General features: G+C 70.7%; 20 protein-coding genes. 7 read left to right on the top strand and 13 right to left on the bottom strand.

Going from position 1 to position 21447, the window contains the following annotated elements; all coding sequences use genetic code 11:
• The first annotated feature begins 33 nt into the window (after window positions 1-33).
• Window positions 34-1035, top strand: a complete 1002-nt coding sequence (locus ACYQ78_RS04000) for a Rieske 2Fe-2S domain-containing protein (protein ID WP_459799279.1) — start codon at window positions 34-36, stop codon at window positions 1033-1035.
• 13 nt (window positions 1036-1048) lie between these two features.
• The gene (locus tag ACYQ78_RS03995; RefSeq protein ID WP_459799278.1) at window positions 1049-1678 is read left to right on the top strand and encodes a nucleoside deaminase; all 630 of its coding nucleotides are present in this window, start codon (window positions 1049-1051) and stop codon (window positions 1676-1678) included.
• Here ACYQ78_RS03995 and ACYQ78_RS03990 read toward each other — a convergent pair.
• Together ACYQ78_RS03990 and ACYQ78_RS03985 are read right to left on the bottom strand one after the other, a co-directional pair.
• A complete protein-coding gene (locus tag ACYQ78_RS03990) occupies window positions 1675-2649 on the bottom strand; it encodes a sporulation protein (RefSeq protein ID WP_459799277.1) in 975 nt (324 codons plus the stop codon). The genes ACYQ78_RS03995 and ACYQ78_RS03990 overlap by 4 nt on opposite strands.
• Before the next feature lie 54 nt (window positions 2650-2703).
• Complete coding sequence (locus ACYQ78_RS03985; RefSeq protein ID WP_459799276.1) at window positions 2704-2973, bottom strand: GlsB/YeaQ/YmgE family stress response membrane protein; 270 nt, start codon at window positions 2971-2973, stop codon at window positions 2704-2706.
• Between the two features lie 132 nt (window positions 2974-3105).
• Here ACYQ78_RS03985 and ACYQ78_RS03980 point away from each other — a divergent pair, with 132 nt between their 5' ends.
• A complete protein-coding gene (locus ACYQ78_RS03980) occupies window positions 3106-3435 on the top strand; it encodes an ArsR/SmtB family transcription factor (RefSeq protein ID WP_459799275.1) in 330 nt (109 codons plus the stop codon).
• Window positions 3419-5890: a magnesium-translocating P-type ATPase gene (gene mgtA / locus ACYQ78_RS03975; RefSeq protein ID WP_459799274.1), complete on the top strand. Its 2472-nt coding sequence runs from the start codon at window positions 3419-3421 to the stop codon at window positions 5888-5890. Before ACYQ78_RS03980 ends, mgtA begins: the two co-directional genes overlap by 17 nt.
• Before the next feature lie 114 nt (window positions 5891-6004).
• Here mgtA and ACYQ78_RS03970 read toward each other — a convergent pair whose 3' ends face one another.
• The 10 genes from ACYQ78_RS03970 to ACYQ78_RS03925 all read right to left on the bottom strand — a co-directional run bounded on the left by ACYQ78_RS03970 (window position 6005) and on the right by ACYQ78_RS03925 (window position 17698).
• A complete protein-coding gene (locus ACYQ78_RS03970) occupies window positions 6005-7033 on the bottom strand; it encodes a hemolysin family protein (RefSeq protein WP_459799273.1) in 1029 nt (342 codons plus the stop codon).
• Window positions 7030-8352 (bottom strand): hemolysin family protein, encoded by a 1323-nt coding sequence (locus ACYQ78_RS03965; protein ID WP_459799272.1) that lies wholly within the window; start codon window positions 8350-8352, stop codon window positions 7030-7032. The genes ACYQ78_RS03970 and ACYQ78_RS03965 overlap by 4 nt, the downstream gene beginning before the upstream one ends.
• Window positions 8353-8574: 222 nt before the next feature.
• Window positions 8575-11727 (bottom strand): BTAD domain-containing putative transcriptional regulator, encoded by a 3153-nt coding sequence (locus ACYQ78_RS03960; protein WP_459799271.1) that lies wholly within the window; start codon window positions 11725-11727, stop codon window positions 8575-8577.
• 7 nt (window positions 11728-11734) lie between these two features.
• Entirely contained in the window at window positions 11735-14404 is a 2670-nt protein-coding gene (locus ACYQ78_RS03955; RefSeq protein WP_459799270.1) for an ATP-binding protein, read from the bottom strand.
• A 60-nt stretch (window positions 14405-14464) separates the two neighbouring features.
• Window positions 14465-14932, bottom strand: a complete 468-nt coding sequence (locus ACYQ78_RS03950) for a group II truncated hemoglobin (RefSeq protein WP_459799269.1) — start codon at window positions 14930-14932, stop codon at window positions 14465-14467.
• Window positions 14933-14971: 39 nt separating this feature from the next.
• Window positions 14972-15466: a hypothetical protein gene (locus tag ACYQ78_RS03945; protein ID WP_459799268.1), complete on the bottom strand. Its 495-nt coding sequence runs from the start codon at window positions 15464-15466 to the stop codon at window positions 14972-14974.
• Window positions 15467-15515: 49 nt separating this feature from the next.
• A complete protein-coding gene (locus ACYQ78_RS03940) occupies window positions 15516-16022 on the bottom strand; it encodes a hypothetical protein (RefSeq protein WP_459799267.1) in 507 nt (168 codons plus the stop codon).
• 93 nt (window positions 16023-16115) lie between these two features.
• A complete protein-coding gene (locus tag ACYQ78_RS03935; protein WP_459799266.1) occupies window positions 16116-16664 on the bottom strand; it encodes a hypothetical protein in 549 nt (182 codons plus the stop codon).
• 24 nt (window positions 16665-16688) lie between these two features.
• Window positions 16689-17186, bottom strand: coding sequence for a hypothetical protein (locus ACYQ78_RS03930; protein ID WP_459799265.1), 498 nt, complete (start codon window positions 17184-17186; stop codon window positions 16689-16691).
• Window positions 17187-17200: 14 nt separating this feature from the next.
• A complete protein-coding gene (locus ACYQ78_RS03925) occupies window positions 17201-17698 on the bottom strand; it encodes a hypothetical protein (protein ID WP_459799264.1) in 498 nt (165 codons plus the stop codon).
• Between the two features lie 248 nt (window positions 17699-17946).
• On the opposite strand from ACYQ78_RS03925, the gene ACYQ78_RS03920 reads away from it, so the two are divergent.
• From ACYQ78_RS03920 to ACYQ78_RS03910, 3 genes are read left to right on the top strand one after another with little or no spacing between them, the layout of a single operon-like run.
• Window positions 17947-18873: an N-6 DNA methylase gene (locus ACYQ78_RS03920; RefSeq protein WP_459799263.1), complete on the top strand. Its 927-nt coding sequence runs from the start codon at window positions 17947-17949 to the stop codon at window positions 18871-18873.
• 22 nt (window positions 18874-18895) lie between these two features.
• The gene (locus ACYQ78_RS03915) at window positions 18896-19177 is read left to right on the top strand and encodes an ArsR/SmtB family transcription factor (protein WP_459799262.1); all 282 of its coding nucleotides are present in this window, start codon (window positions 18896-18898) and stop codon (window positions 19175-19177) included.
• Complete coding sequence (locus ACYQ78_RS03910; RefSeq protein ID WP_459799261.1) at window positions 19174-19560, top strand: VOC family protein; 387 nt, start codon at window positions 19174-19176, stop codon at window positions 19558-19560. The genes ACYQ78_RS03915 and ACYQ78_RS03910 overlap by 4 nt, the downstream gene beginning before the upstream one ends.
• Here ACYQ78_RS03910 and ACYQ78_RS03905 read toward each other — a convergent pair.
• On the bottom strand, window positions 19535-21313 hold the full coding sequence (locus ACYQ78_RS03905; protein ID WP_459799260.1) for an ABC transporter ATP-binding protein: 1779 nt from the start codon (window positions 21311-21313) through the stop codon (window positions 19535-19537). The two genes, ACYQ78_RS03910 and ACYQ78_RS03905, sit on opposite strands and share 26 nt — an antisense overlap.
• Window positions 21314-21447 lie beyond the last annotated feature (134 nt).

Below are 21447 nucleotides of genomic sequence, written 5' to 3'. Positions count from 1 at the left end.
GCCTTCCCGTCGGCCGTTCCGGTGAGGACCGTGATGACCTCGTTCGACCCTGACGACCGGGCGATCCTCGCCCGATCCTGGTATCCCGTCGCGCTGTCGCGCGACCTCGGCGACGCCCCGATGCCCGTCACCCTGCTCGACGAGAACCTCGTCGTCTACCGGGCCGGGGACGAGGTCGTGGCCGCGCCGGACCTCTGCCCCCATCGGGGCGTCCCGCTCAGCCTGGCCTCGGGGAACGGCGCCGGCATCGCCTGCGCCTACCACGGCCTGCGCTTCGGCGAGGGTGGCCGCTGCGTCGCGATCCCGGCCCACCCGGCGGCCAAGATCCCCGAGCGCATGCACCTGAGGACCTTCCCGGTCGTCGAGCGGTACGGGCTGATCTGGACCTGCCTGCGCCCCGAAGGCGAGCCGGACGTCCCGGCGATGACGCACTGGGACGATCCGGGCTTCCAGCAGATCACCTGCCCGTCCATCGACATCGCCGCCTTCGCCGGGCGGCAGGTCGAGGGGTTCCTGGACGTCGCCCACTTCGGGTTCGTCCATGTCGACTCGTTCGGCGACCCGGACAACGTGGAGGTGCCCGCCTACACGCCGGTCCGGCACGGCAAGGGGTTCACCGTCGACTACTGGTCAACCGTCGCCAACTATCCGCACACCGCGGGGAAGCAGGCGCCGCCCGGGTTCCGGTGGCTGCGGCACTTCGACGTGCACCTGCCGTTCACGGCGCAGCTGGTCGTGCACTTCCCGGACGGCGGGCTGCTCAACATCCTGAACGCCGCCTCACCGGTGTCGGCGCGCCAGACCCGGATGTTCTGCCCGATCGCCAAGAACTTCGACCTCGATCTTCCGGTCCAGGCCACGTACGACTTCAACCGGCAGATCTTCGAGGAGGATCGGGCCATCGTCGAGGTCCAGAAGCCGGAGAACCTGCCGCTCGACCCCAAGATCGAGGTCAACATCCCCGCCGACCGCAGCTCCGTGGCCTACCGCCGCGGCCTGCGCGACCTCGGCCTCAGCCATTTCTTCACCGCCTGACCACGGAGTCACGATGACCCTCGCCACCTCCTTCGGCGCGAGCCTGCCCGCATGGCTCAGCTTGGAATTCACCGACCTCCCCGAGATCCTCCCGACCGACGACGACCGCGTGCGGCTGACCAACCGCCTGGCCGACCGCAACCAGCGCGAGAACACCGGCGGCCCGTTCGCCGCGCTGGTCGTGGAGTCGGCCACCGGCCGTCTGATCTCGGCCGGGGTCAACGTCGTGCTGTCATCCGGCCTGTCGTCGACCCACGCCGAGGTCACCGCCCTGTCCCTCGCCCAGACCAGGCTCGGCGTCTGGGACCTGGGCGGACCCGGCCTGCCCGCACTGGAACTCGTCGTCAACTGGCGCCCGTGCGTCATGTGTTACGGCGCCACGATGTGGTCGGGCGTCCGCCGCCTGCTCATCGCGGGCGACGGACCGGAACTGGAGAAACTGACCGGCTTCGACGAGGGCCCGATGGTCGCCGACTGGGCCGACCAGTTCGCCCTGCGCGGGATCGAGGTCGTGCTCAGCCCGTTGCGCGAGGAGGCCATCGAGGTCGTGCTCAGCCCGTTGCGCGAGGAGGCCATCGAGGTCTTCCGCGCGTACGGGGAGCGCGACGACGCCGTCGTCTACAACGCCCGAGGCACCGCCTAGTCCTCGTCTTCGCCCTCGTCCTCCTCGAAGATCTCCTCGACGACCTCGGCCGCCACGAAGCCGCCGACGAGGCCCACCGCGCCGGCCGCGGCGACCGCTCCCCAGCCGGGCCCCTCGCGGTGCTCGTGAAGGTCACCGTGGCCGCCGTGCCCGTAACCCATGTGCGCGTGCTGGTCGTGGTGACCATACGACTGATGGCCCGAGTGTCCCGCGAGGCCGTGCAGCCAGCGGTCGAGCTCGCTCGCCCAGTCGGTGTGCAGGACCTGTTCGTGGCTGAGCTGGAAGCGGCCGATGGCGTCGCCGACGGAGTGGCCGCCCGCCCGTTTGTCGGCCTCGAGGATGATCTCGAGGCCGTGCGGGCTCGCGACGAAGGTCAGCTCGACCTCGGTGACGACCCCGGCGTGCTGCGCGGGCGGGTAGAACTCGATCTCCTGGTAGAACGGCAGCTCCTGGTGCACCCCGAACAGGCGCCCCGCCTCCAGGTCGGCGGAGCGGAAGTGGAAGCCGAGCTGGGCGAAGGCCTGCAGCACGCGCATCTGGGACGGCAGCGGCATGACCGACAGCGGGTCGAGGTCGCCCTTGTCGACGGCCTTGGCGATCGCCACCTCGGTGCGGACGCCCATCGCCATCCCCGTCAGGTGCTGGCCCGCGATCTCGGTGACGGGCAGCTCCCAGGGCAGCCGCACCTGGAAGGTCAGGGCGCGCTCCTCGCCCTGGCGGAGGGTCAGCGGGCCGGAGACCTGGGACCGGAAGAACTCGCCCAGTCCCTCGTGCTCGCCGTCGCCGTGCTCGAGTTCCACCCGCGCGACCAGGCCGAGCGTGATGTGCTCGATGTCGGCGTCGAAGTCCCCGCCCTTCAGGCGGACCTCTCCGGTCAGTAGTCCGCCGGGCTCGACCCGGCCGGTGGCCAGGACGGTGTCCACAGAGGGACCGCCGACACCGAAGGCGCCGAGCATGCGTTTGAAGATCACGTTTTCCTCTCTCGAATCGTGTGACACGGACTCCACCCGAGGAACAGGCGATCGCTAGTGCCTGCGCCTGGTGTAGACGCCTTCGGCGACGGAGACACCCAGGGCGGCGAGCCCGATCTGGACGGCGAGTTCGATCCAGTCGATGCCCCTGGTGTCGGCCACTCCCAGCACGCCGGCGATGGCGGTGCCGACGAGAGCGGCGATGACGCCGACGACGACGGTCAGCCAGATCGGCAGGTGCCGGCGGCCCGGGAGGACGAGCCTGCCGAGCGCGCCGATGACGACACCGATGACGACCGCGGTGATGATTCCGGTGATCTCCATACGCCGGCTCCTCGGGCGGTGGGGAACCTGTCGCCGACCACCCTACGACGACTATTGCCGATTTGCGCAACTGGGCAACAAGGTATGACGTACCGTGGCTGCATTGCCCGGGACGGATCGAGAGGACGGGACGTGGCAGCCGACCCCACCCCGCAGGCGCTCCACGAGGCGGCCGCGCTGTTCGGGCTGCTGGCCGCCCCCGCCCGGCTCCACATCATCTGGGTGCTCGCGCAGGGCGAGTGCGACGTCAGCAGCCTCGCCGAACGGGTGGGCGGCGCGTTGCCCGCGGTCAGCCAGCATCTGGCCAAGCTCAAGCTGGCCGGGCTCGTACGGTCGCGCCGCGAGGGGCGTCACGTGGTCTATCTGATCGACGACGAGGACGTGGTGATGACCGTCCGGCGGCTGCTGGGACGATCGGCCGAGCCCACGCCTGCGGAGCAGTCGCGTGGTCTGGGCGCCTGACGGCCCCACCACCTTCTCCGGCGGCACGCTGGAAGTGCTGCGGCATCTGGGCAGTGGTCCCCGCGGCCTGACCGAAGCCGAGGCCGAGGAGCGGCTGCTCGTTCACGGCGACAACGTGCTGCCGGTCGAGCGGCCGGTTTCGTGGCCGCGCCGGCTGGCGGTCGCGCTGCGCGACCCGTTCGTCCTGGTGCTGCTCGTCCTCGGGCTGGTGTCCGCGCTGATCGCGTCGTGGGGGACGGCCGGGGTCATCGTCGCCCTGGTCGCGGTGAGCTGTGTGCTCCGGGTGCGGGGCGAACGCGTCGCCGACCGCTCCACCTCCGCGCTGCGCCGGTTGGTGGCCACCACCGCCACCGTCGTGCGCCGTCCCGGCCGGGGCGCCCCGTCGGTGGCCCGCGAGGTTCCCGTCGAGCAACTGGTCCCCGGCGACGTGGTCAAACTCGGGCCGGGTGATCTGGTCCCGGCCGACGTGCGGCTGCTCAGGGCCCGGGGGCTGACCGTGCACCAGGCCGCGCTCACGGGTGAGTCGGCGCCCGTGTCCAAGACCGGCGAGGATCAGCTGTGCTGGCAGGGCACCAGCGTCGTCTCGGGCAGCGGGCTGGCGGTCGTGGTCGCCACCGGGGCCGCCACCCGCCTGGCCGGGACGGGCCGCCGGGCGGCCGTCCGGACCACGCCGTTCCGGCATTCGGTCAACGGCATCTCGTGGATGCTGGTCCGGCTCACCCTGCTGATCCCGCCCATCGCACTGCTCCTCAATGCCCTCGTCCACGATCGCGGGCCCGAAGCTCTGCCGTTCGCGCTGGCGGTCGCGGTCGGGCTGACGCCGGAGATGCTGCCCGTCATCGTGACCACCGTGCTGGCGCGGGGCGCGGCCGTGCTGGCCAGGGACCACGAGGTGATCGTGCGGCGGCTGCCCGCGCTGCACGACCTCGGCGCCGTCGACGTGCTGTGCACCGACAAGACGGGGACGCTCACCCAGGACCGTCCCGAGGTCGAGCGCACGGCCGGGATCGACGGCGGGCCCGACCCCGAAGTGCTGCGCTGGGCCGCGGTCAACAGCTTCTGGACCCTCCACCTGGCCGACCTGCCCGCCCCCGACACCCTCGACGAGGGCGTCCTGCGCGCCGCGGGCGACGCCGACCTGGGGAACGGGGTGGACGCCCTCCCCTTCGACCCGGTGCGCCGCCTGTCGGTCGCGATGGTCGAAGGCCCCACCTGGCGGCACACCGTGGTGATGAAGGGCGCCGTCGAAGAAGTGCTGGACCGCTGCGCCCTCGACGACCACGCGAGGGACCGGGCCCGCGCGACCGCCAGCGCCCTGGCGGCGGACGGCCTGCGCGTCCTCGCCGTCGCGGTGGGGGAAAGACCTCCGGGACATCGGCTGAACGGCGACGAACGCGCCCTCGACCTGGTCGGTTTCGTCGGTCTCCTCGACGGTTTGGCCCCCGGCGCCGCCCACGCCCTGACCGCCCTGGCCGAGCGGGCGGTGACCGTGAAGGTCCTCACAGGCGACCATCCGGAGACCGCCGCGCGGGTCTGCCGCGACCTCGGTCTCACCCCCGGCACGGTCGTCACCGGCGCCGACCTGGACGCCCTGACCGACGCCGAACTGACCCGACTCGCCGATCGCACGACCGTCTTCGCCCGGTGCACCCCCGACCACAAGGCCCGCGTCGTCCACGCGTTACGCCGGGGCGGCCACACGACCGGGTTCCTCGGCGACGGCGTCAACGACCTGCCCGCGATCGGCGCCGCCGACCTCGGGATCTGCCCCCGCGACGCCGTGGACGTCACCCGCGAGGCCGCCGACGTCGTTTTGGCCGCCAAGGATCTCACCGCCATCGACCGGGCCATCGAGCTCGGCCGGGCCAGCACCGGCAACGTGGCGACCTACCTGCGGGTGGCCCTGTCGTCCAACTTCGGCAACGTGATCGCCATGGTGACCGCCGGCGCGCTGCTGCCGTTCCTGCCCATGCTGCCGGGCCAGGTGCTCGTCCAGAACCTCTGCTTCGACGCCGCCCAGCTGGCCTTCGCCTTCGAGCGTCCCGACCCGGCGGTGACCCGGCGTCCGGCCCGGCTGCATCCGCGCGGCATCCTGGCCTTCATCGCCGCCTTCGGCGTCCTCAACGCGCTGGCCGACCTGGCCACCTTCACCGTCCTGCGCCTCGCGCTGCCCGAGGCGGGTGGTCAGGCCGCCTTCCACACGGGCTGGTTCGTCGAGAACCTCTTCACCCAGGCCCTCGTCATGCTGCTGCTCCGCCCGACCCGCGAGGTGACGTGGCCCCTGGGCGTGGCCGTCGCGGGCCTGGCGGCGGTCGGCCTGCTGCTGCCGCTCTCCCCCTTCGCCTCCGCCTTGGGCCTGGTCGCGCTGCCGACCGGCTACTACGTCCTGCTGACAGCGGTTCTGGGTGTGTACGGTGCCGCGCTGCTCCTGCTGACACGACGGAGAAGCTTATAGACTTGCGCAAGAACGCAAGTGTTAGACCTCTCCCCGGAGCCGAAGCATGGGTACCGCAGACCGACCGAAAATGGCCACCGTGTTCCTCTGGACGCTGATCTGTCTCCTCGACGTCTACCAGGTGGCCCTGGCCGTGTGAGGCAGCAGGCCCGTGAGCAGGTCGTCGAGGCTGACCAGGCCGGTCACCGCGCCGTCGGGGCCGCGGACGACGGCGAGCTGACCGTGCGCCTCCTGGAGCGTGGCGACGGCGTCGGAGACCGTCGTGTCCGGTGACAGCACGGGCAGCGGGTGGGCGAGGCCCGCCGCGTCCACCGCGCTGCCCCTTCTGCGGGCGAGGTAGGCGTCGCGCACGTGGACGACCCCGGCCGGGCCGCCCGCGTCGCTGACGATCAGGCGGGTGCGGCCGCTGGCCGCGCTCAGGTCGATCACGTCCTGCGGCGAGGACGCGGCGGGCAGCTCGACGATGCCCCCGGCCGGGACGACCAGCGGTGCGATCGGCGTGCTGGGGGCGTTCAGCGCCTGGGTCAGCACGACGTGGTCGTCGGCGTCGATGAGCTTCAGACGGCGTGACTCCTCCACCAGGTGCTGGAGCTGGTCACGGGTGCGCGGCTGCGATCCGCCGTCGGTCGGCTGCACGCCGAACGCGCGCAGCAGCAGGTTGCTGATGCCGTTCAGGACGGTCAGGACCGGGCGGACGACCATCGTGAAGCCCCGGAACGGGAGCGCCAGCATGGTGGCCGACCGTTCGGGGTGGGCGATGGCCCACGACTTCGGCGCCATCTCACCGATGACCATGTGCAGGAACGTCACGATCGCCAGGGCGATGACGAACGCGACCACGTGTGCCATGGTCGCCGACAGTCCCACCGCCTCGAAGGCAGGGGTGATCGTCCCGGCGATGAGCGGCTCGGAGACCACGCCCAGCCCGAGAGAGCACAGCGTGATGCCCAGCTGCGCTCCGGCCAGCATCAGCGACAGCTCGCGGATGCCCGCGATCGCCGCCGCCGCGGCGCGGCTGCCCTGGGCGGCGGCCTGCTCCAGCCGGTGGCGTTTGGCGGCGACGAGCGCGAACTCGGCCGCGACGAAGAAGCCGTTGCCCACCAGGAGCAGCAGCGTGAGCATCAGACCGGTGGTGACGCTCATGACGACTCCTCCTCGGCGTCCGGCAGCGGCCGGAGTCTCACCCGGTCGGGCACGTGCCGGTCGATGGTCAGCACCGTGATCTCCACCCGCTTCGGCGCCGACACCGTCAGGACGTCGCCCGGTGCGGCGAACCGTTCGAGGTGGTGCAGGATCAGGCCGGCGACGGTGTCGTACTCGTCCATGTCGGGCAGGTCGAGGCCGGTCTCCAGGGCGATCTCGTCGATGCGGAGGGCGGCGTCGACCGTCCAGCCGTCGGCTTCGCGCCTGACCGTGACGACCTCGGCGTCGTTCTCGTCGGTGATCTCGCCGACGAGCTCCTCGGCGACGTCCTCCAGCGTCACGAGCCCGGCCAGGCCGCCGTGCTCGTCGACGACGCAGGCGACCTCCTCGCCGCGTCCGTGCATCTGGGCCACCAGGTCGGGGAGCGTGATCGAGAACGGCACCACCAGGACGTCGCGGGCGATGCCGGCGACCTTCGTCGTGGCCGCGTCGGCCGGGGCGACCTTCACGAGTTCCCGCAGGCCCACGATGCCGACGACCTCGTCCATGCGGGCGCCCATCACCGGGTAGTGGGTGTGGCCGTACCGCGCCAGCAGGTCGTCGAGATCGGGGACGGCGGCCGAGCCGCTGATCGTCACGACGTCGACCCGGGGCACCATGACCTCCTCGGCGGTGTGCTCGGAGAAGGCCAGGGCGCGGGCGAGGATGCCGGCCTGGTCGCCGGGCAGGTGGCCGTGGCGTTCCGATTCGCCGATGATGTGGCCGAGTTCCTCCAGCGTGGCGCCGTGGTGGAGCTCCTCGACCGGCTCGATGCCGACCGCCCGCAGGAGCCGGTTGGCCGTGGCGTCGAACAGCCGGATGACCGGCCCCGCCACGGCCAGGTAGACGAGGGTCGAGCGCGCCAGCGCGCGGGCGAGGGCTTCCGACCGGGCCAGCGCGAGGTTCTTGGGCGCCAGCTCACCGAGGATCATCTGGATCACGATGGCCACGACGAACCCGAGGACCAGCGCGACGGCGTCGACCGCCCCCGACGGCACGCCGAGCGCTTCCAGCCCCGGGGCGATCAGCTCCGCGAGCGCGGGCTTGGCGATGAACCCCACGATGAGGGCGGTCACGGTGATGCCGAGCTGCGCCCCCGACAGCATGAACGAGAGCCGCTCCAGCACCTTCACGGCGCGTGCGGCCTTCTTGTCGCCTTCGGCCGCCCTCTGCGTGAGGGCCAGCCGGTCGGCGGTGACGTAGGCGAACTCCATGGCCACGAAGTAACCGGTGGCGAGGGTCAGGACGAACACGGCGACGAGGCCGAGGACCACGCTCATTCCGGCGTCAGTCCACCAAGGCCGCCGGGATGATTACCGTCCGCTTCCACGCACCCACTCCTGTCCGATTTATTGCTACTTGGGGTTCCGAACGAGCGAATGCCCCCAGTCGTTCCACGGTCCGACTTCGGGCGCCCGTGGTCCGGCGCCACCCCTCCCGCAGCCGGACCCCTTCCCCCGGCATGTCCCGGCGCCGGTGAGAACCGCTTCGAAAGTAGCGGACTAGCCGCGGTCCGCCTTGACGTCCACCACCTGCTCGTATCCCCGGCTGGGAAGTTCGGCGAGCACGCGCGCCGCGAAGAGGTGGGCTTCGCGTTCCTCCGCAAGGGTGAGCGCCCGTTGAGCGATCCGGGCGGCGCCCGTGAGATCCCCGGCCGCGTGGAAAGCCTTCGCGCGGATGAGCAGAATCAGACCCTCCGCGTACCGCTCGCCGTAGGCGTCGATGAACCGCTCGGCCTTGTCCAGCGCGGCCACGGCGGCGGGGACGTCCCCGGCGCGCAGCAGGACCTCGGCGAGGAGCCCGTACCAGGTGGCCAGGTTCGAGCGGGGCGGGTCGACCAGGGTGGCCTCGATGATCCGCTCCATCTCCGCGGCCGAGGTGCGGGGATCGCCGCCGGACATGGCCCGCGCCCAGTGCAGTGCGAGCCTCGGGTAGCTGCCCGAGAAGGTGAAGGCGAAGGCCGGATCGGAGCCGATCGCCGTCTCGGCCGCGCGGAGCGCCCAGGCGGGGTCTCCGGCGACGGCGGCCGCGGTGACGGCGAAGGATCCCCAGATGCTGAGGGCGTAGGGGTCGTCGCCCGCGTCGAGTTCCACGACGTCGAGAAGGTGGCGGGCGGCGACCAGGTCGCCGTGCAGTGCGGTGTTCAGGGCCAGCATGACCGGGGTCGTCATCTGGAGCCGGTGGCGCAGGGGCTCGGCGTCCCGCTCGGCGCGCAGGAGCGAGTCGGACCGGCTCAGGTTCCGGAACGCCTCGCCAATGTTGCCCGAGCTCCACTGGTGGACGCCCCACGCGTGGTGGCCGGAGGCCTGGACGATCGGGTCGGAAGAGCGCCGGCCGTGGTCGAGCAGGCGGCGGGCGAGGCGTCCGGCGGCGTCGAGCCGGATGCCCTGGGCGTGCGCGAGGAACCGGGAGAACAGGAAGCCGGTGGCCTCCCGTTCGCGGCCGAGCGAGCGCGCGAGCTCCTCGGCGCGGTCGAGGTGCTCCTGGGTGGCGCCGACGAAACCGGCGTGGATGCCCGCGACGGCGGTCAGTTCGATGAGCGCGGTCAGTTCGAGCTCGCGGAGCCCGGCGTCGCGGGCGATCCGGACGGCGACGTCGAGGTGTTTCTCCACCGTCTCGTAGGCGGCGCGGCGGACCGCGATGCGGGCCGCGGCGAGGATCGCCCGCACCGTCTCCTCCGGCTCGGCGAGCGGGCCCGCCTGGCACAGGTGGTGGGCGAGCGCCTCGGCGTGGCGTTCGGCCGGTTCCCCGGTCCGCGCGAGGGCGGCGGCGATGCGCAGGTGGAAGTGGCTCGCCTCCGACCGCGAGGTCGAGCGGGCCACCGACTCGCGGACGAGGTCGTGCGCGAACCGCCAGCCGCCCGGGGCGCCGGAGGCCGTCTCGACCAGGCCGGACGTCTCCAGGGCCTCCAGCCGGGTGAGGCACTGCAACGTGTCGAGGCCGGACGCGCTCGCCAGCAGGCGGGTGTCGATGTCGCGTCCCATCAGGGCCGCGATCTCGACGAGGCGCCGGTCGCCGTCGTCGAGCCTGCTCGTCCGGTCGCGGACGATGTCGCGCACCGTGGACGGAACGGCCACCTGGGCCGCCGCGAGGTCGGACAGGTGATTCTCCTCGGCGAGGAAGCGCGCGAGTTCACGTACGAAAAGGGGGTTGCCTTCAGTGCGGGCCTGGATGCTGCGCGCGACGCCGGGGCTCGGCGACCGCCCGGTCTCCTGGCCGACCAGCTCGGCGACCTCGGCCGGGCCGAGGGGGCCGAGGACGAGGCGCCGGTGGTGGTCCTGGCGGGCGACGGCCGCCAGCATGCGCCGCACATCGGAGCTCGGCGCCGGCGCGTGGCCGCGCAGGGTGCCCATCAGCACGCTCCGGTCGGGGAGCGACTCGGCCAGCCGGGCGAACAGCGCGAGGGTGGCCTGGTCGGCCCAGTGGAGGTCGTCCACGACCACGACCACGGGCCGGAGCGCGGCGACCGCGCCGAGCAGGGCGGCGACGTTGCCGAACAGCCGGAACTTCGCTCCGGCGTCCGGCCGCGGCGGCACGTCGGCCTCACCGGCAGGGGTCGGCAACAGGTCGCCGAGCACGGCGGTCCAGTGGGCCCGGTCGCCCTCCGGCAGTGCCGCGATCAGCGCCTCGACGACCTGGACCCACGGCCACATCGCCGGGGCGCCCTCCCTGTCGAGGCACCGGCCCCAGAGGGTGAGGGCGCCGTTCGCGGCGGCCTCGTCGGTGACCTCGGCGAGCAGCCGGGTCTTGCCCACTCCGGGCGGACCCTCGACGATGACGATCCGCCCTCTGGCCTGGCGGAGGAGGGCGAGCTCCTCCTGCCTGCCGACGATCCGGTCGGTCCGGCGGCGGGAGGGCCGCCGGGTTCCCCGCTCCTGGTGGGGTTCGTTCCGGCGGAGGACGTCCCGGTGCGCCTCGCGGAGCGCCGGACCGGGATCGAGCCCCAGCTCGTCGGCCAGCCGGGTCCGCACCGTTTCGTACACCGACAGCGCCTCCGGCTGGAGCCCCAGCGCCGCCAGTGTCGTCATGAGCGTCGCCTGGACGGTCTCGTCGATGGGCGCGATCCAGGCCGCGAGGCGCAGCGGTTGCAGGATGCGTTTGGCGTGGCCGTGCGGCACGGTGGCGTGGGCGGCCTCGACGCAGGCGTCGAGCAGTTCGCGGTTGACCGAGGCGAACAGGGGTGACGCGGCGGCGGTGAGGGCCAGTCCGTCGCCCGCCGATCCCCGCCACTGCGCCAACGCGTCTTCGTAGGCGTCGGCGGCGTCGGCGAACCGGTGGTCGGCCGTCGCCGTGCGGGCGAGGGCGAGGAGCCTTCGGAATTCGGCCAAGTCGAGGGTGACGCCGCCGTCGTCGAACTGGTAGCCGCCGCCCCGGCGGTGGAGGTAGGAGCCGGGCGCTCGCGCGGGCAGGTCGGGTTCCAGCAGCCGCCGCAACGCACCGACATATTTCTGGACGATGTTCGTCGCCGACGTCGGCAGGTTGTCGTCCCAGACGAGGTCGAGAAGCTCCGAAGAGCTGACCGGCCGCCCCGCCCGCATCAGCAGCAGGGCCAGCAGATAGGTCTGCTGGCGCGGCCCGGTGTCGATCTCGACGCCGTCACGCCACACCCGCAACGGGCCGAGGACCTGCACGGTCAGCGTTCCCTGAGAGGCCATCGAACCCTCAGCTCCCCTGCTCCAGGTCGGCGATCAGCTGGTCGGCCTGCCGGGCGAACAGGTTCGCCTCGCGTTCGACGGCCAGGGTCCTGGCCCGTTCGGCGGCGGCCCGGACGTCCACGAGAGGTTCGCCCCGCGCCCGCAGGAAGCGGGCGCGCAGCAGGAGCAGCAGCGCCTCGCCGTCGCGCTCCCCGTAGGTGTCGATCACCGCACCGGCCCGGTCGAGGGCCCGCGCGGCCTCGCCGAACCGGCCCGCTGCCAGCCACATCTCACCGAGCAGCGCGCACCACGTGCCCAGCACCGAGCGCGGCGGGTCGGACAGGGTGGTGGCGATGATCAGCTCCGCCTCCTCGGCGGCCTCGGCCGGGTGGTCTCCGGTCATCGCCCGCGCCCAGCACCGCGCGAGCCGCTGGTAGCCGCCGAAGAAGCCGTAGGAGAAATGGGGGTCCAGCGCGATTCCGCGTTCGGCCGCGCTCAGCGCCCATTCCGGATCACCCGCCTGCGCCGCGAGCGTGACCGCGAAGGCCGACCAGACCGTGAGCGCGTAGCGGTCGTCGCCCGCGGCCGACTCGAGCCGGTCGAACATCGCGCGGGCGTGGACGACGTCACCCCGCAGCCCGGTCATCAGCGCGAGCATGAGGGGCGAGAGGCTCTGCAGGTCGTGCCTGAGCGGGTCTTCGTCGCGGCGGACCTGGTCGTCGCGCAGGGCCGAGGTCGACCGGAGGAGATAGCGGTAGGCCTGCCCGATGTTGCCGACCGCCCACTGGTGGATGCCCCAGGCGTGCAGGCCGTTGGCGCGCACGATCGGATCACTGGACACCTGCCCTTGGACGAGCAGCCGCAGCGCCAGCGGCCCCGACCTGTCGAGCCGGAGCCCCTGGCCGTGCGCGGCCCAGCGAGAGAACAGGAAGTCGGTGGCCAGCCGTTCACGGCCGAGATCGCGGGCCAGGTTCTCGGCGTGTTCGAGCACTTCGGGCGCCGATCCGGCGTACCCCGCGCGCATGCCGTCGACCGCGGTGAGCATCGCCAGAGCGGTCAGCTCCGCTTCGGCCAGCCCCGCCGCCCGCGCGACCTCCACCGCCGAACGCAACTGCCCGGAGGCGGCTTCGAGCGCGGACTTGTCCCCCGCGCAACGCCCCGCGCGGATCAGCGCGTCGACCGTCCGGACCGGGTCGGCCAACGATCCGGCGGACCGCAGGTGGTGCGCGAGCCGTTCGGCCGTGGAGTCACCGGCCGGGGAACCGTGCTCCAGCGCGTCGGCCACCTGTAAGTGCAGCCGGGCCAGCCGCCGCTCCGGCGTGAGCCCGGCGACCGACTCGCGGACCAGGTCGTGCGCGAACCGGACCACGCTCGGATCACCGGGCAGGGGTTCGAGCAGCCCGAGCCTCTCCAGCGGCACGAGACCGTCGAGACAGGCCGCCATCTCCAGCCCCGCGGACCGCGCCAGCAGCCCCAGATCACTGTCACGCCCGATGAGCGCGGTCACCTGCAGCAATTCGAGAGCGTCACCGCTCAGCCCGGCGATCCGGTCGTGGACGATGTCGCGCACCGAAGCCGGCACGCCTTCGAGCCCCCCGGACAGCAGTTCCCGGACGAAGAACACGTTCCCGGCGGTCCGGGTGTGCACGGCCGCGACGACATCGGGATCGGGATCGTGCCCGCTCTCCCGCCGGATCAGCTCGGCCACGTCGTCCGGCCCGAAGGGTCCCAGGAGGATCCGGCGATGGTCGGCCACCCGGCTCGCCGCCGCCAGCGTCCTGGCCAGCTCCGGACCCGGCACCGGCGCCCGGTCCCGCAACGCGCCGATGACCACGACACGGTCCGGCAGGCACTCGGCCAGATGCCGGAACAGCTCCAGCGAGGCGACGTCGGCCCACTGGAGGTCGTCCACGACGAGCACCACCGCCCGCCCCGCCGCGACCCGCCCGATGAGCGCCACCACCTGCTCGAACAGCCGGAACCGCGTGCCGCCGTCGGCCGGCCCGGGACCGGGTTCGACGAGACGCCCCAGCTCCCCCGCCCGCCATCCGGCCCGCTCCGCGTCCGGAAGACTCCCGAGGGCCGCCCCGACCACCTCCAGCCAGGGCCACATCGAGGGCGTGCCGTCGCCCTGCAGGCAGTGCCCCCACATGACCAGCGCCCCACGCCGCCCCGCCTCGGCCCCCGCCTCAACGAGCAGCCGGGTCTTCCCCACCCCCGGCTCCCCTTCCACGATGACCAGCCCGGTCTCCGCCGCCAGCGTCCGGCGCAGCACCGCGAGCTCCCGCCCCCGCCCGACCAGCGGCGACGTACCGCCCCGATGGACCTCACGATGAGCGGCCAGCAGCACCGGCCCAGGCCCTCCGGCCAGGCGCCCACGCACCGTCTGGAACAGCGCGAGCGCCTCAGCCCGGTGCCCGGCGGCGGCCAGCGCGGACATGAGCCCCGCCTGGACGTCCTCATCGAGCGGCGCCATCCGCGCGGCCACCCGCAGCGGATCGAGCAGCTGCGCGACCCGCCCCTGCCCCACCGCGACCCGCACCGCCGCCACACAGGCGTCGACGAACTCGTGGTCGAGCGCGGTGAACACGGAGACGCCCCGGGCGGCCCGGTTCGTCAGCGCCTCCACATAGCGGTCGAGCGCCACGTCGGGCCGCCGCTCCATGCGCGCCGCCCGAATCAGATCCCCGAACGTCACAACATCAACAATCCCAGGATCGGCCACGAAGAGATAGCCGTCGAGGCGGTATCGGAGCTTTCAGGGCTGGTACGGCGGTGCCACGCCCCATCCCCATCGGGGAACCGGCGCCTGCGTCGGCGGTGTGGCGCCGGGCTGCGAGTTCTCCACGGCCAATCGGGTTCCCCACTCGATGTAACCGGCGAAGGCGGCCCGGAACTCGGGATCGGCGGGAAGGTCCACCACGTCGGCCGCGTCCATGAGCAGGTTCACCCAGCGTCGGCGCTGGGGCTCGGTGATGCCCTTGCCGAGATGGTGGGCGAGCATGTGCGGGTAGCCGCCGCGTTCACGCGTGTAGGAGTCGGGCCCGCCGAAGACCTCCGCGAGCCACATGGCCACGTAGCGCGGATGGCCCTCGTCCATGTGGGCGAACAGCGGCCCGATCAGGTCGTCCTCGCGGACCAGGCCGTAGAAGACGTCCGTGAGCCGCTCGAACGCCTCCGAACCGCCTGCCCACTCGTACAGAGTCGGAGGTTCGTTTTCAGTCATGTAAGCATGTAATCACAAACATTTCGGTCACTGTCGGGTTCAGGGCTCGCCGAAGCCGAAGTTGCGGTGGATCGTGTTCGACCGCTTCGACATGCTCGGATAGCCGGGGCCGGAGAAGTAGATCTTGGAGTAGATCTCGTCTCCGTAGTCGAACGGGGGCTTGTCGTCCTCGTCGAAGAGCCGGACGCAGTTGAGCGTGAGGCTCGACACGATGAACACGCCGCCGCCGTTCCTGTCCGACACCGCGCTCAGGGTCGCGGGGCCCTTGTAGAGGCGGTTGTCGTAGATGGGGTCGTCGGCCCAGATCTCGACCCGCGCGGTGGCGCCGTTGTCGATCTGATACTGCGCCTGGGCGTTGGTCATGCCGACCTTGCCGACGATCAGCACCGGGCACTGGCTGCTGGTCCCGGTGATGGTCAGCTGGGCGGTGAGCCTGCCCTGCTCGTCGGCGGCCTGGGCGGGGGTGGTGAGGGTCAGGGCCGCGGTGGCGGCGACGCCGAGCACTGCGGCCGTGCGGGCTGACTTCTTGAGCATGGACATACCGATTCCCTTGTATTCGCTGTGCGGGCGGTGACTCTGCGTCCTACGAGAAGTCACCTGTCACCGTGTTCGAGGTGTCGTTCAGGATGAACCCGTCGCCGTCGATCCACTTGGCCTTGCAGTAGATCTCGTCGTCGTCGCTCGGCAGGATGTCCTCGTCCAGCGGGTTACCGGTGCCCCTGTCGTAAAGGTTCACGATCTTCAGGCGAACACCGTCCGGCGCGGCTACGAGGACTTTGATCTCCCCCGGCTGACCGGGCGCGGGCTTTCCCTTGTACGCGACGAAAGGGCCGCTGAGCCCTGGCTCGGGTACGCGAGACAGGACGTCGTCGGCCCAGTCGTCGCCCCAGCACGTGACCCGGATCTGCGCTCCGTTCCAGATGTAGCCCGCCGCGTCCTCCTGATTCATCGGGAGATGAACGTTGATCTCGTGCCGCAATTGGCCCGGCTTGGTGACCTGATGCGTGATGGTGATCGAACTCGCGGCCTGCGCCGGGGCGCTCACCAGCGCCGCCACCATCGTGGTTCCCGCACCGATCACCGCGGCCATTCGCGCGATTCTGGTCATTAGCGTCACGTCCTTCGAGTTTTCTTGGGTTTACTTCTCGGGCGTGACACCCCCGTTCCAGGTATTGGAACGGTCCTAGAAATATCCGGTCACCACGTTGGTCTTGTCGGTGAGCGTGTAGCCGTCGGCGTCGACCCAGGTCGCCCTGCAGTAGATCTCGTCCTGCAAAGTGCCCAGGCCGATGTCCTCGTTCAACTCACCGGCGCCACCTTTCTCGTAAAGGTCCAGGGTCGTCAGGACGACACCCTCGTCCGTGGCGGTGAGCACGCCGAACCCCGGCGGATAGGGGTCGGGCCTCGGGACGCCGCTGAAATAGCGGTTCCGCTCCGCCGCGCCCTTGAACGTCCCCGGTACGTTGACGAGCTTCGGGTCGCTGACGACGTCTTCTCCGTAGCAGTCGATCTTGATCTTCGCGCCCCAGTAGATGTAGCCCTCCGCGTCCTGCCTGCTCATCGGGAGACGGACGGTGATCACGTGTTTCACCATGCCCGGCACGGTGATCGCGTGGGTGGCGACGATCGAACTCGCCGCGCTGGCCGGGGCGCTCGCGGGCCCGTGCATCAGAGCCAGGCCCGCGCCGAAGGCGACGATCGCCCGGGTGACCGGCTTCCTGCCGATGGACATCGGCCGTTTCCTTTCTCCGGTGTTCTAGAAGTAACCACTCACGACATTGCTCTTGGCCTTGAGGGTGCCGCCGTCGGCGTCGATCCATTTGGCCTTGCAGTAGATCTCGTCCTGAAGGCCGTAGTCCTCGTTGAGGGCCTCGCCTTTGGGGTAGACGTCCAAAGTCGTCAGGCGGACGCCGTCTTCCGTGGCCCTGAGAACGCCGTGTCCCGGCGGGTAGGGAGCCCGCTTGGGGGTTCCGGTGAATGTCGGCCCGACACCCGGAACGTCGTAGAGGTATTCATCGGGGCCCACCTCCTCGCCCCAGCATTCGAGTTCGATCCTCGCTCCCCAATAGATGTAGCCCGCCGCGTCTTCCCTGCTCATCGGCAGGTGGACGTCGATCTGATGCCTGACATAGCCGGTCACCTGGATCGAATGGGTGATCGTCATCTGGCTGGCGGCCTGTGCGGGTGTGCCCGCGAACCCGAGCGACACGATCATCGCGAGACTCGCCCCTATGGCCTTCCCGGCCCTGGTCATATCGCCTGCTTTCTCTAGAAGTAACCGGTCACTTCTTCGCTCTTGGCTCTGAGGATGTAGCCATCGGCATCGGTCCATTTGGCGTCGCAGAAAACCTCGTCCCTGGCGCCGACGTCCTCATTGAGCAGGCCGGGTTTGCGGTAGACGTCCAGAGTCGTCAGGTGCAGGCCGTCGTCCGCGGCCTTGAGCACGCCGTATCCCGCCGGGTAGGGGGCCTTTCTGGGGACTTTCGAAAACGTGTCGCCGATCTGCGGAACCCTGTCGAGCAGCTCGTTGAAGACGGCGTCGCTTCCGAAGCACCGGAGTTTGATCTGGGCGCCCCAGTAGATGTAGCCCTCCGCGTCCTGCCTGCTCATCGGAAGATGAACGTCGATCTGATGCGTGACGACGTCGGTCACGGTGACCGCATGGGTGATGTACATCTGGCTGGCGGCATGCGCGGGTGCGCTCACCAGCCCCAGCATCGTGACGCCCGCGCACGCGGACGCGATCAGTTTTCTCGCTCTGGTCATCCGGCCCCACCTGCTTGGAAAAGTCTTCTCTCTCAGCAGGCGTGACATCCCGTTCCACGGCGTTCCGGTCGTCCGCCGTTAACCCGTCGCTCCGCGGCAACGGGATGTGGCAGCATCCTTCGCATGTTCACGACGTTCTTCCGAGCCGGCTAGCGCTCCGCCAGCCACTTCGAGGCCATGCCCGCGGCTGGTGATGCGGGATCCAGGTCATCTGACCGGGTCCCGAGCGCCGACCCGGAGGAATCGTCATGCCCTCTGCGCGCCCCGCAGAGTTTCTCGTCCGTACCGTCACCGGCCTGGAAGAACTGACCGCCGCCGAGCTCACCGAAGCCGGTCACCGCGTCGTCGACGTCACGAAACGCCAGCTCATCGTCCACGCCACCACACCCGTCGAGACCCGGCTGGCCGACGACCTGTTCGCGGTGAAGGCCAAGGTCCCCGACCCGGGCCACACCCGCACCGCCCTCGCCCAGGCGATCGCCGAGCTCACGCGGGAGCTCGGCCGCGCGCCAAGAATCAGCGTCACCGCCTCGTTCACCGGGGCCAGGAACTTCAGCCGGTACGACATCGAGGACGCCGTCGGTGCCCGGCTCGGCGCACCCTATTTCTCGCGGAGACACGGCACTGCCCCGCCGCCGGGGACCACCGATCTCCGGGTCACCCTGGACGGGAAGGTCATGTGGCTGGGTGTACGGCCCCACGCCGCCCCGCTGCACCGGCGGGCCTGGCGGAAGGCCACGGTCGTGGGCAGTCTGCACCCGCCGGTCGCCGCCGCGATGGCCCGCCTGGCCGACATCCGCCCTGGTCACGTGGTCTTCGACCCGTGCTGCGGCGCCGGTACGCTCCTCGTCGAGGCCAAAGCGATCGAACCCCGCGCGATCTACCACGGCCACGACATCGACCCGAAAGCCATCCAGGCCGCGCGCGCCAACGATCCGGCGATCGCATGGCGTACACGACCGAGGGAACCCGACCGGATTCTGGCCAATCCTCCCTGGGGTGTCCGGCTCCCCGCCGTCGAGAGCTTCTCCACGGCCTGGCCCGGCGCGGAGAGGCTCGTGGCCGTGCTGGCCGAGGGGCAGCGGCTCGATCGCAGGTGGTGGGTGATCGAGGAGTATCCGCTGACCGTCGCGGGTCGGCGCCCCAGGATCGTGGTCGCCTTGATAGGCAAGTAGAGACTTGCCTATACTCGGCCACGTGGGTGACATCTACAAAGCCATCGCCGACCCCACCCGCAGGAAGATCCTCGACGCGCTGACCGACCGGAACGGTCAGACGCTGTTCGAGATCTGCTCCCGCCTGGCCGCGCAACACCAGCTCGCCTCGTCGAGGCAGGCCATCTCGCAGCATCTCGACGTGCTGGAGGCGGCCGGGCTCGTCGAGTCGCGGCGGGACGGCCGCTACAAGTTCCATTTCATCGACCCCGAACCGCTGCGGCAGATCGCCGAGCGGTGGATTCCTTCGGAGGAACCGCCATGAGGATCGTCATGATGAGCGTCATGGTCGACGACCAGGACCGGGCGCTGGCCTTCTACACCGACGTGCTCGGCTTCGTGAAGAAGCACGAGATCCCGATGGGCCAGTTCAAGTGGCTGACCGTCGTGTCACCCGAGCAGCCGGACGGGCCCGAGCTCGTGATCGAGCCCGATGCCCATCCGGCCGCCAAGCCGTGGAAGTCGGCCCTCGTCAACGACGGGATCCCGATCGTGGTGTTCGGGGTCGACGACGTTTACAAGGAGTTCGAGCGCCTGAAGGCGCTCGGGGTGCGGTTCACCCAGGAGCCGGCGAACATGGGGCCCGTTTCGACCGCCGTGTTCGACGACACCTTCGGCAACCTCATCCAGATCCACTCGCCGAACTGACGGTCTCCGCCTCCTGCTCGACGAGGAAGCCGCCCGACTGGTGGTGCCAGAGCCGTGAGTAGGGACCCCGCGCCTCCAGTAGTTCGGCGTGGGAGCCCTGCTCGACGATCTCGCCCCGGTCGAGCACTACCAGGCGGTCCATGCGCACGACCGTGCTCAGCCGGTGGGCGACCACCAGTGCGGTGCGGTCGCGCATGAGCCGCCAGAGCGCCTCCTGGACGAGGATCTCGCTCTCGGAGTCGAGGGCGCTGGTGGCCTCGTCCAAGAGGAGGATCGGGGCGTCGCGGAGGATCGCCCTGGCCAGGGCCACCCGCTGGCGCTGGCCGCCCGACAGTTTCACGCCGCGTTCGCCGACGAGCGTGTCGAAGCCCATGGGCAGGCCCTCGACGAACTCGGTCACGTGGGCGGCGCGGGCCGCCTCCATGATCTCGGCCTCGGTGGCGCCGGGCCGGGCGAAGGCGATGTTCTCCCGCAGGGTGCGGTGGAACATCGCCGGTTCCTGCGGCACGTAGGCGATCAGGCTCCGCAGGTCGGCCTGTCTCATGCGGCCGATGTCCTGGCCGCCGACGACGATCCGGCCGCTCTGGATGTCCATGAGCCGCAGCAGCAGCCGGGTCAGCGTGGTCTTGCCGCCGCCCGACCGCCCCACGAGACCGATCTTGGTTCCGGCCGGGACGTCCAGATCGAGGCCGTCGAACAGCGGCGGGTTGCCCTCGTGGGCGAAGACGACCCGGTCGAACCGCACTCCGGCGTCGGCCGCGCCCAGGGCCTGCGCCTGGGGATGGTCGACGATCTTCGGCGGTTCGAGGAGCAGCTCGGTGAACTGGGCCGCCTCGGTGAGCGTGCTCTCGAGACGGCGGTAGACCTGGTTGAACTCGAACATGATGCCGGTCGCCTGCGAGTAGTAGGTGAACGTCACCATGAGCGCCTCGACGCCGAGCCCGCCGTGCAGGACCACCGCGAGCAGCACGCCGATCGTGCTGGTGAGCACCGACATCGGCGCCACGACCATGTCGACGCGCAGGTTGCCGTAGTCCCACGACCGCAGCTGCGCCCGGCGCAGCTCGGCCAGCCTGACCCGGGTCTCGGCCGCCTCCCGGTCTTCGGCCGCGAAGGCCCGGACCGTGTCCATGTTGGACAGCACGTCGGCGACGTGCCCGGACACCCGGACGTGGGCCGCCTCGCGTACGTTGACCAGCTTCTGGCGCCGCACGATGAACGGCGAGGCCATGAAACCGGTCACCACGATCAGGCCGAGCAGCACGAGCACCAGCACCGGGTGGTACTGCCAGAGCACGACCGAGGCGAACACCAGCGGCAGGACCTTCGAGATGACCCCGAAGACGAGGGTGTCGATGAACCCCTCGAACGACCGGGAGAACCCGAGCACCCGCTTCGTGAGCGATCCCGCGAAGTTGTCGTGGAAGAACGCGGCGTCCTTGGCCAGCAGTTCGTCCATGCCGATGATGCCGAGGTCCTCCATCCCCCGCGCGTCGATGCGGTTGATGAAGTGGAGCCCGGCGCGCCAGATGATCTCGCCGAGCAGCAGCACCGCGCCGAACCCGAGGACGTACGGGAAGAGCGTGCCGATGCCGCTTTCCCCGGCGGCAAGGCGGCCGACCAGGGAGGCCACCAGGAGCGGGGCCACGTAGAAGAGACAGATGTTGCCCAGTGCCGGAAGGAACAGGGCGGGTGTGGCCACGGGCCACTTGAGGCGGATCTGCGTTAAGTAGTAGCGGAGTACGAGCTTCACCGCTGATTTCGGTGGATCCGGTGTGTCACCTGATTCCGTCATTGACATGCGCCCCCAATCGCTGACCGCATCCATCGTTTCGCAGTGGGTGAACGCGAGGCGAACGGTTTTCGTCGTGTCGATCTTGGACACGG

It is taken from the genome of Herbidospora sp. RD11066 (genome assembly GCF_054661255.1).
Note: the sequence above shows the minus strand (reverse complement) of the source record. Positions and strands in the feature narration are given on the sequence as shown.

What these genes read in the sequence shown, in the direction of transcription:
- ACYQ78_RS03925 (WP_459799264.1), bottom strand. Translation starts at nt 17,698, where the DNA reads ATGACCAGAGCGAGAAAACTGATCGCGTCCGCGTGCGCGGGCGTCACG.
- ACYQ78_RS03935 (WP_459799266.1), bottom strand. Translation starts at nt 16,664, where the DNA reads ATGTCCATCGGCAGGAAGCCGGTCACCCGGGCGATCGTCGCCTTCGGC.
- ACYQ78_RS04000 (WP_459799279.1), top strand. Translation starts at nt 34, where the DNA reads ATGACCTCGTTCGACCCTGACGACCGGGCGATCCTCGCCCGATCCTGG.
- ACYQ78_RS03940 (WP_459799267.1), bottom strand. Translation starts at nt 16,022, where the DNA reads ATGGCCGCGGTGATCGGTGCGGGAACCACGATGGTGGCGGCGCTGGTG.
- ACYQ78_RS03960 (WP_459799271.1), bottom strand. Translation starts at nt 11,727, where the DNA reads ATGGCCTCTCAGGGAACGCTGACCGTGCAGGTCCTCGGCCCGTTGCGG.
- ACYQ78_RS03945 (WP_459799268.1), bottom strand. Translation starts at nt 15,466, where the DNA reads ATGCTCAAGAAGTCAGCCCGCACGGCCGCAGTGCTCGGCGTCGCCGCC.
- ACYQ78_RS03965 (WP_459799272.1), bottom strand. Translation starts at nt 8,352, where the DNA reads ATGAGCGTGGTCCTCGGCCTCGTCGCCGTGTTCGTCCTGACCCTCGCC.
- ACYQ78_RS03910 (WP_459799261.1), top strand. Translation starts at nt 19,174, where the DNA reads ATGAGGATCGTCATGATGAGCGTCATGGTCGACGACCAGGACCGGGCG.
- ACYQ78_RS03930 (WP_459799265.1), bottom strand. Translation starts at nt 17,186, where the DNA reads ATGACCAGGGCCGGGAAGGCCATAGGGGCGAGTCTCGCGATGATCGTG.
- ACYQ78_RS03920 (WP_459799263.1), top strand. Translation starts at nt 17,947, where the DNA reads ATGCCCTCTGCGCGCCCCGCAGAGTTTCTCGTCCGTACCGTCACCGGC.
- ACYQ78_RS03985 (WP_459799276.1), bottom strand. Translation starts at nt 2,973, where the DNA reads ATGGAGATCACCGGAATCATCACCGCGGTCGTCATCGGTGTCGTCATC.
- ACYQ78_RS03950 (WP_459799269.1), bottom strand. Translation starts at nt 14,932, where the DNA reads ATGACTGAAAACGAACCTCCGACTCTGTACGAGTGGGCAGGCGGTTCG.
- ACYQ78_RS03995 (WP_459799278.1), top strand. Translation starts at nt 1,049, where the DNA reads ATGACCCTCGCCACCTCCTTCGGCGCGAGCCTGCCCGCATGGCTCAGC.
- ACYQ78_RS03970 (WP_459799273.1), bottom strand. Translation starts at nt 7,033, where the DNA reads ATGAGCGTCACCACCGGTCTGATGCTCACGCTGCTGCTCCTGGTGGGC.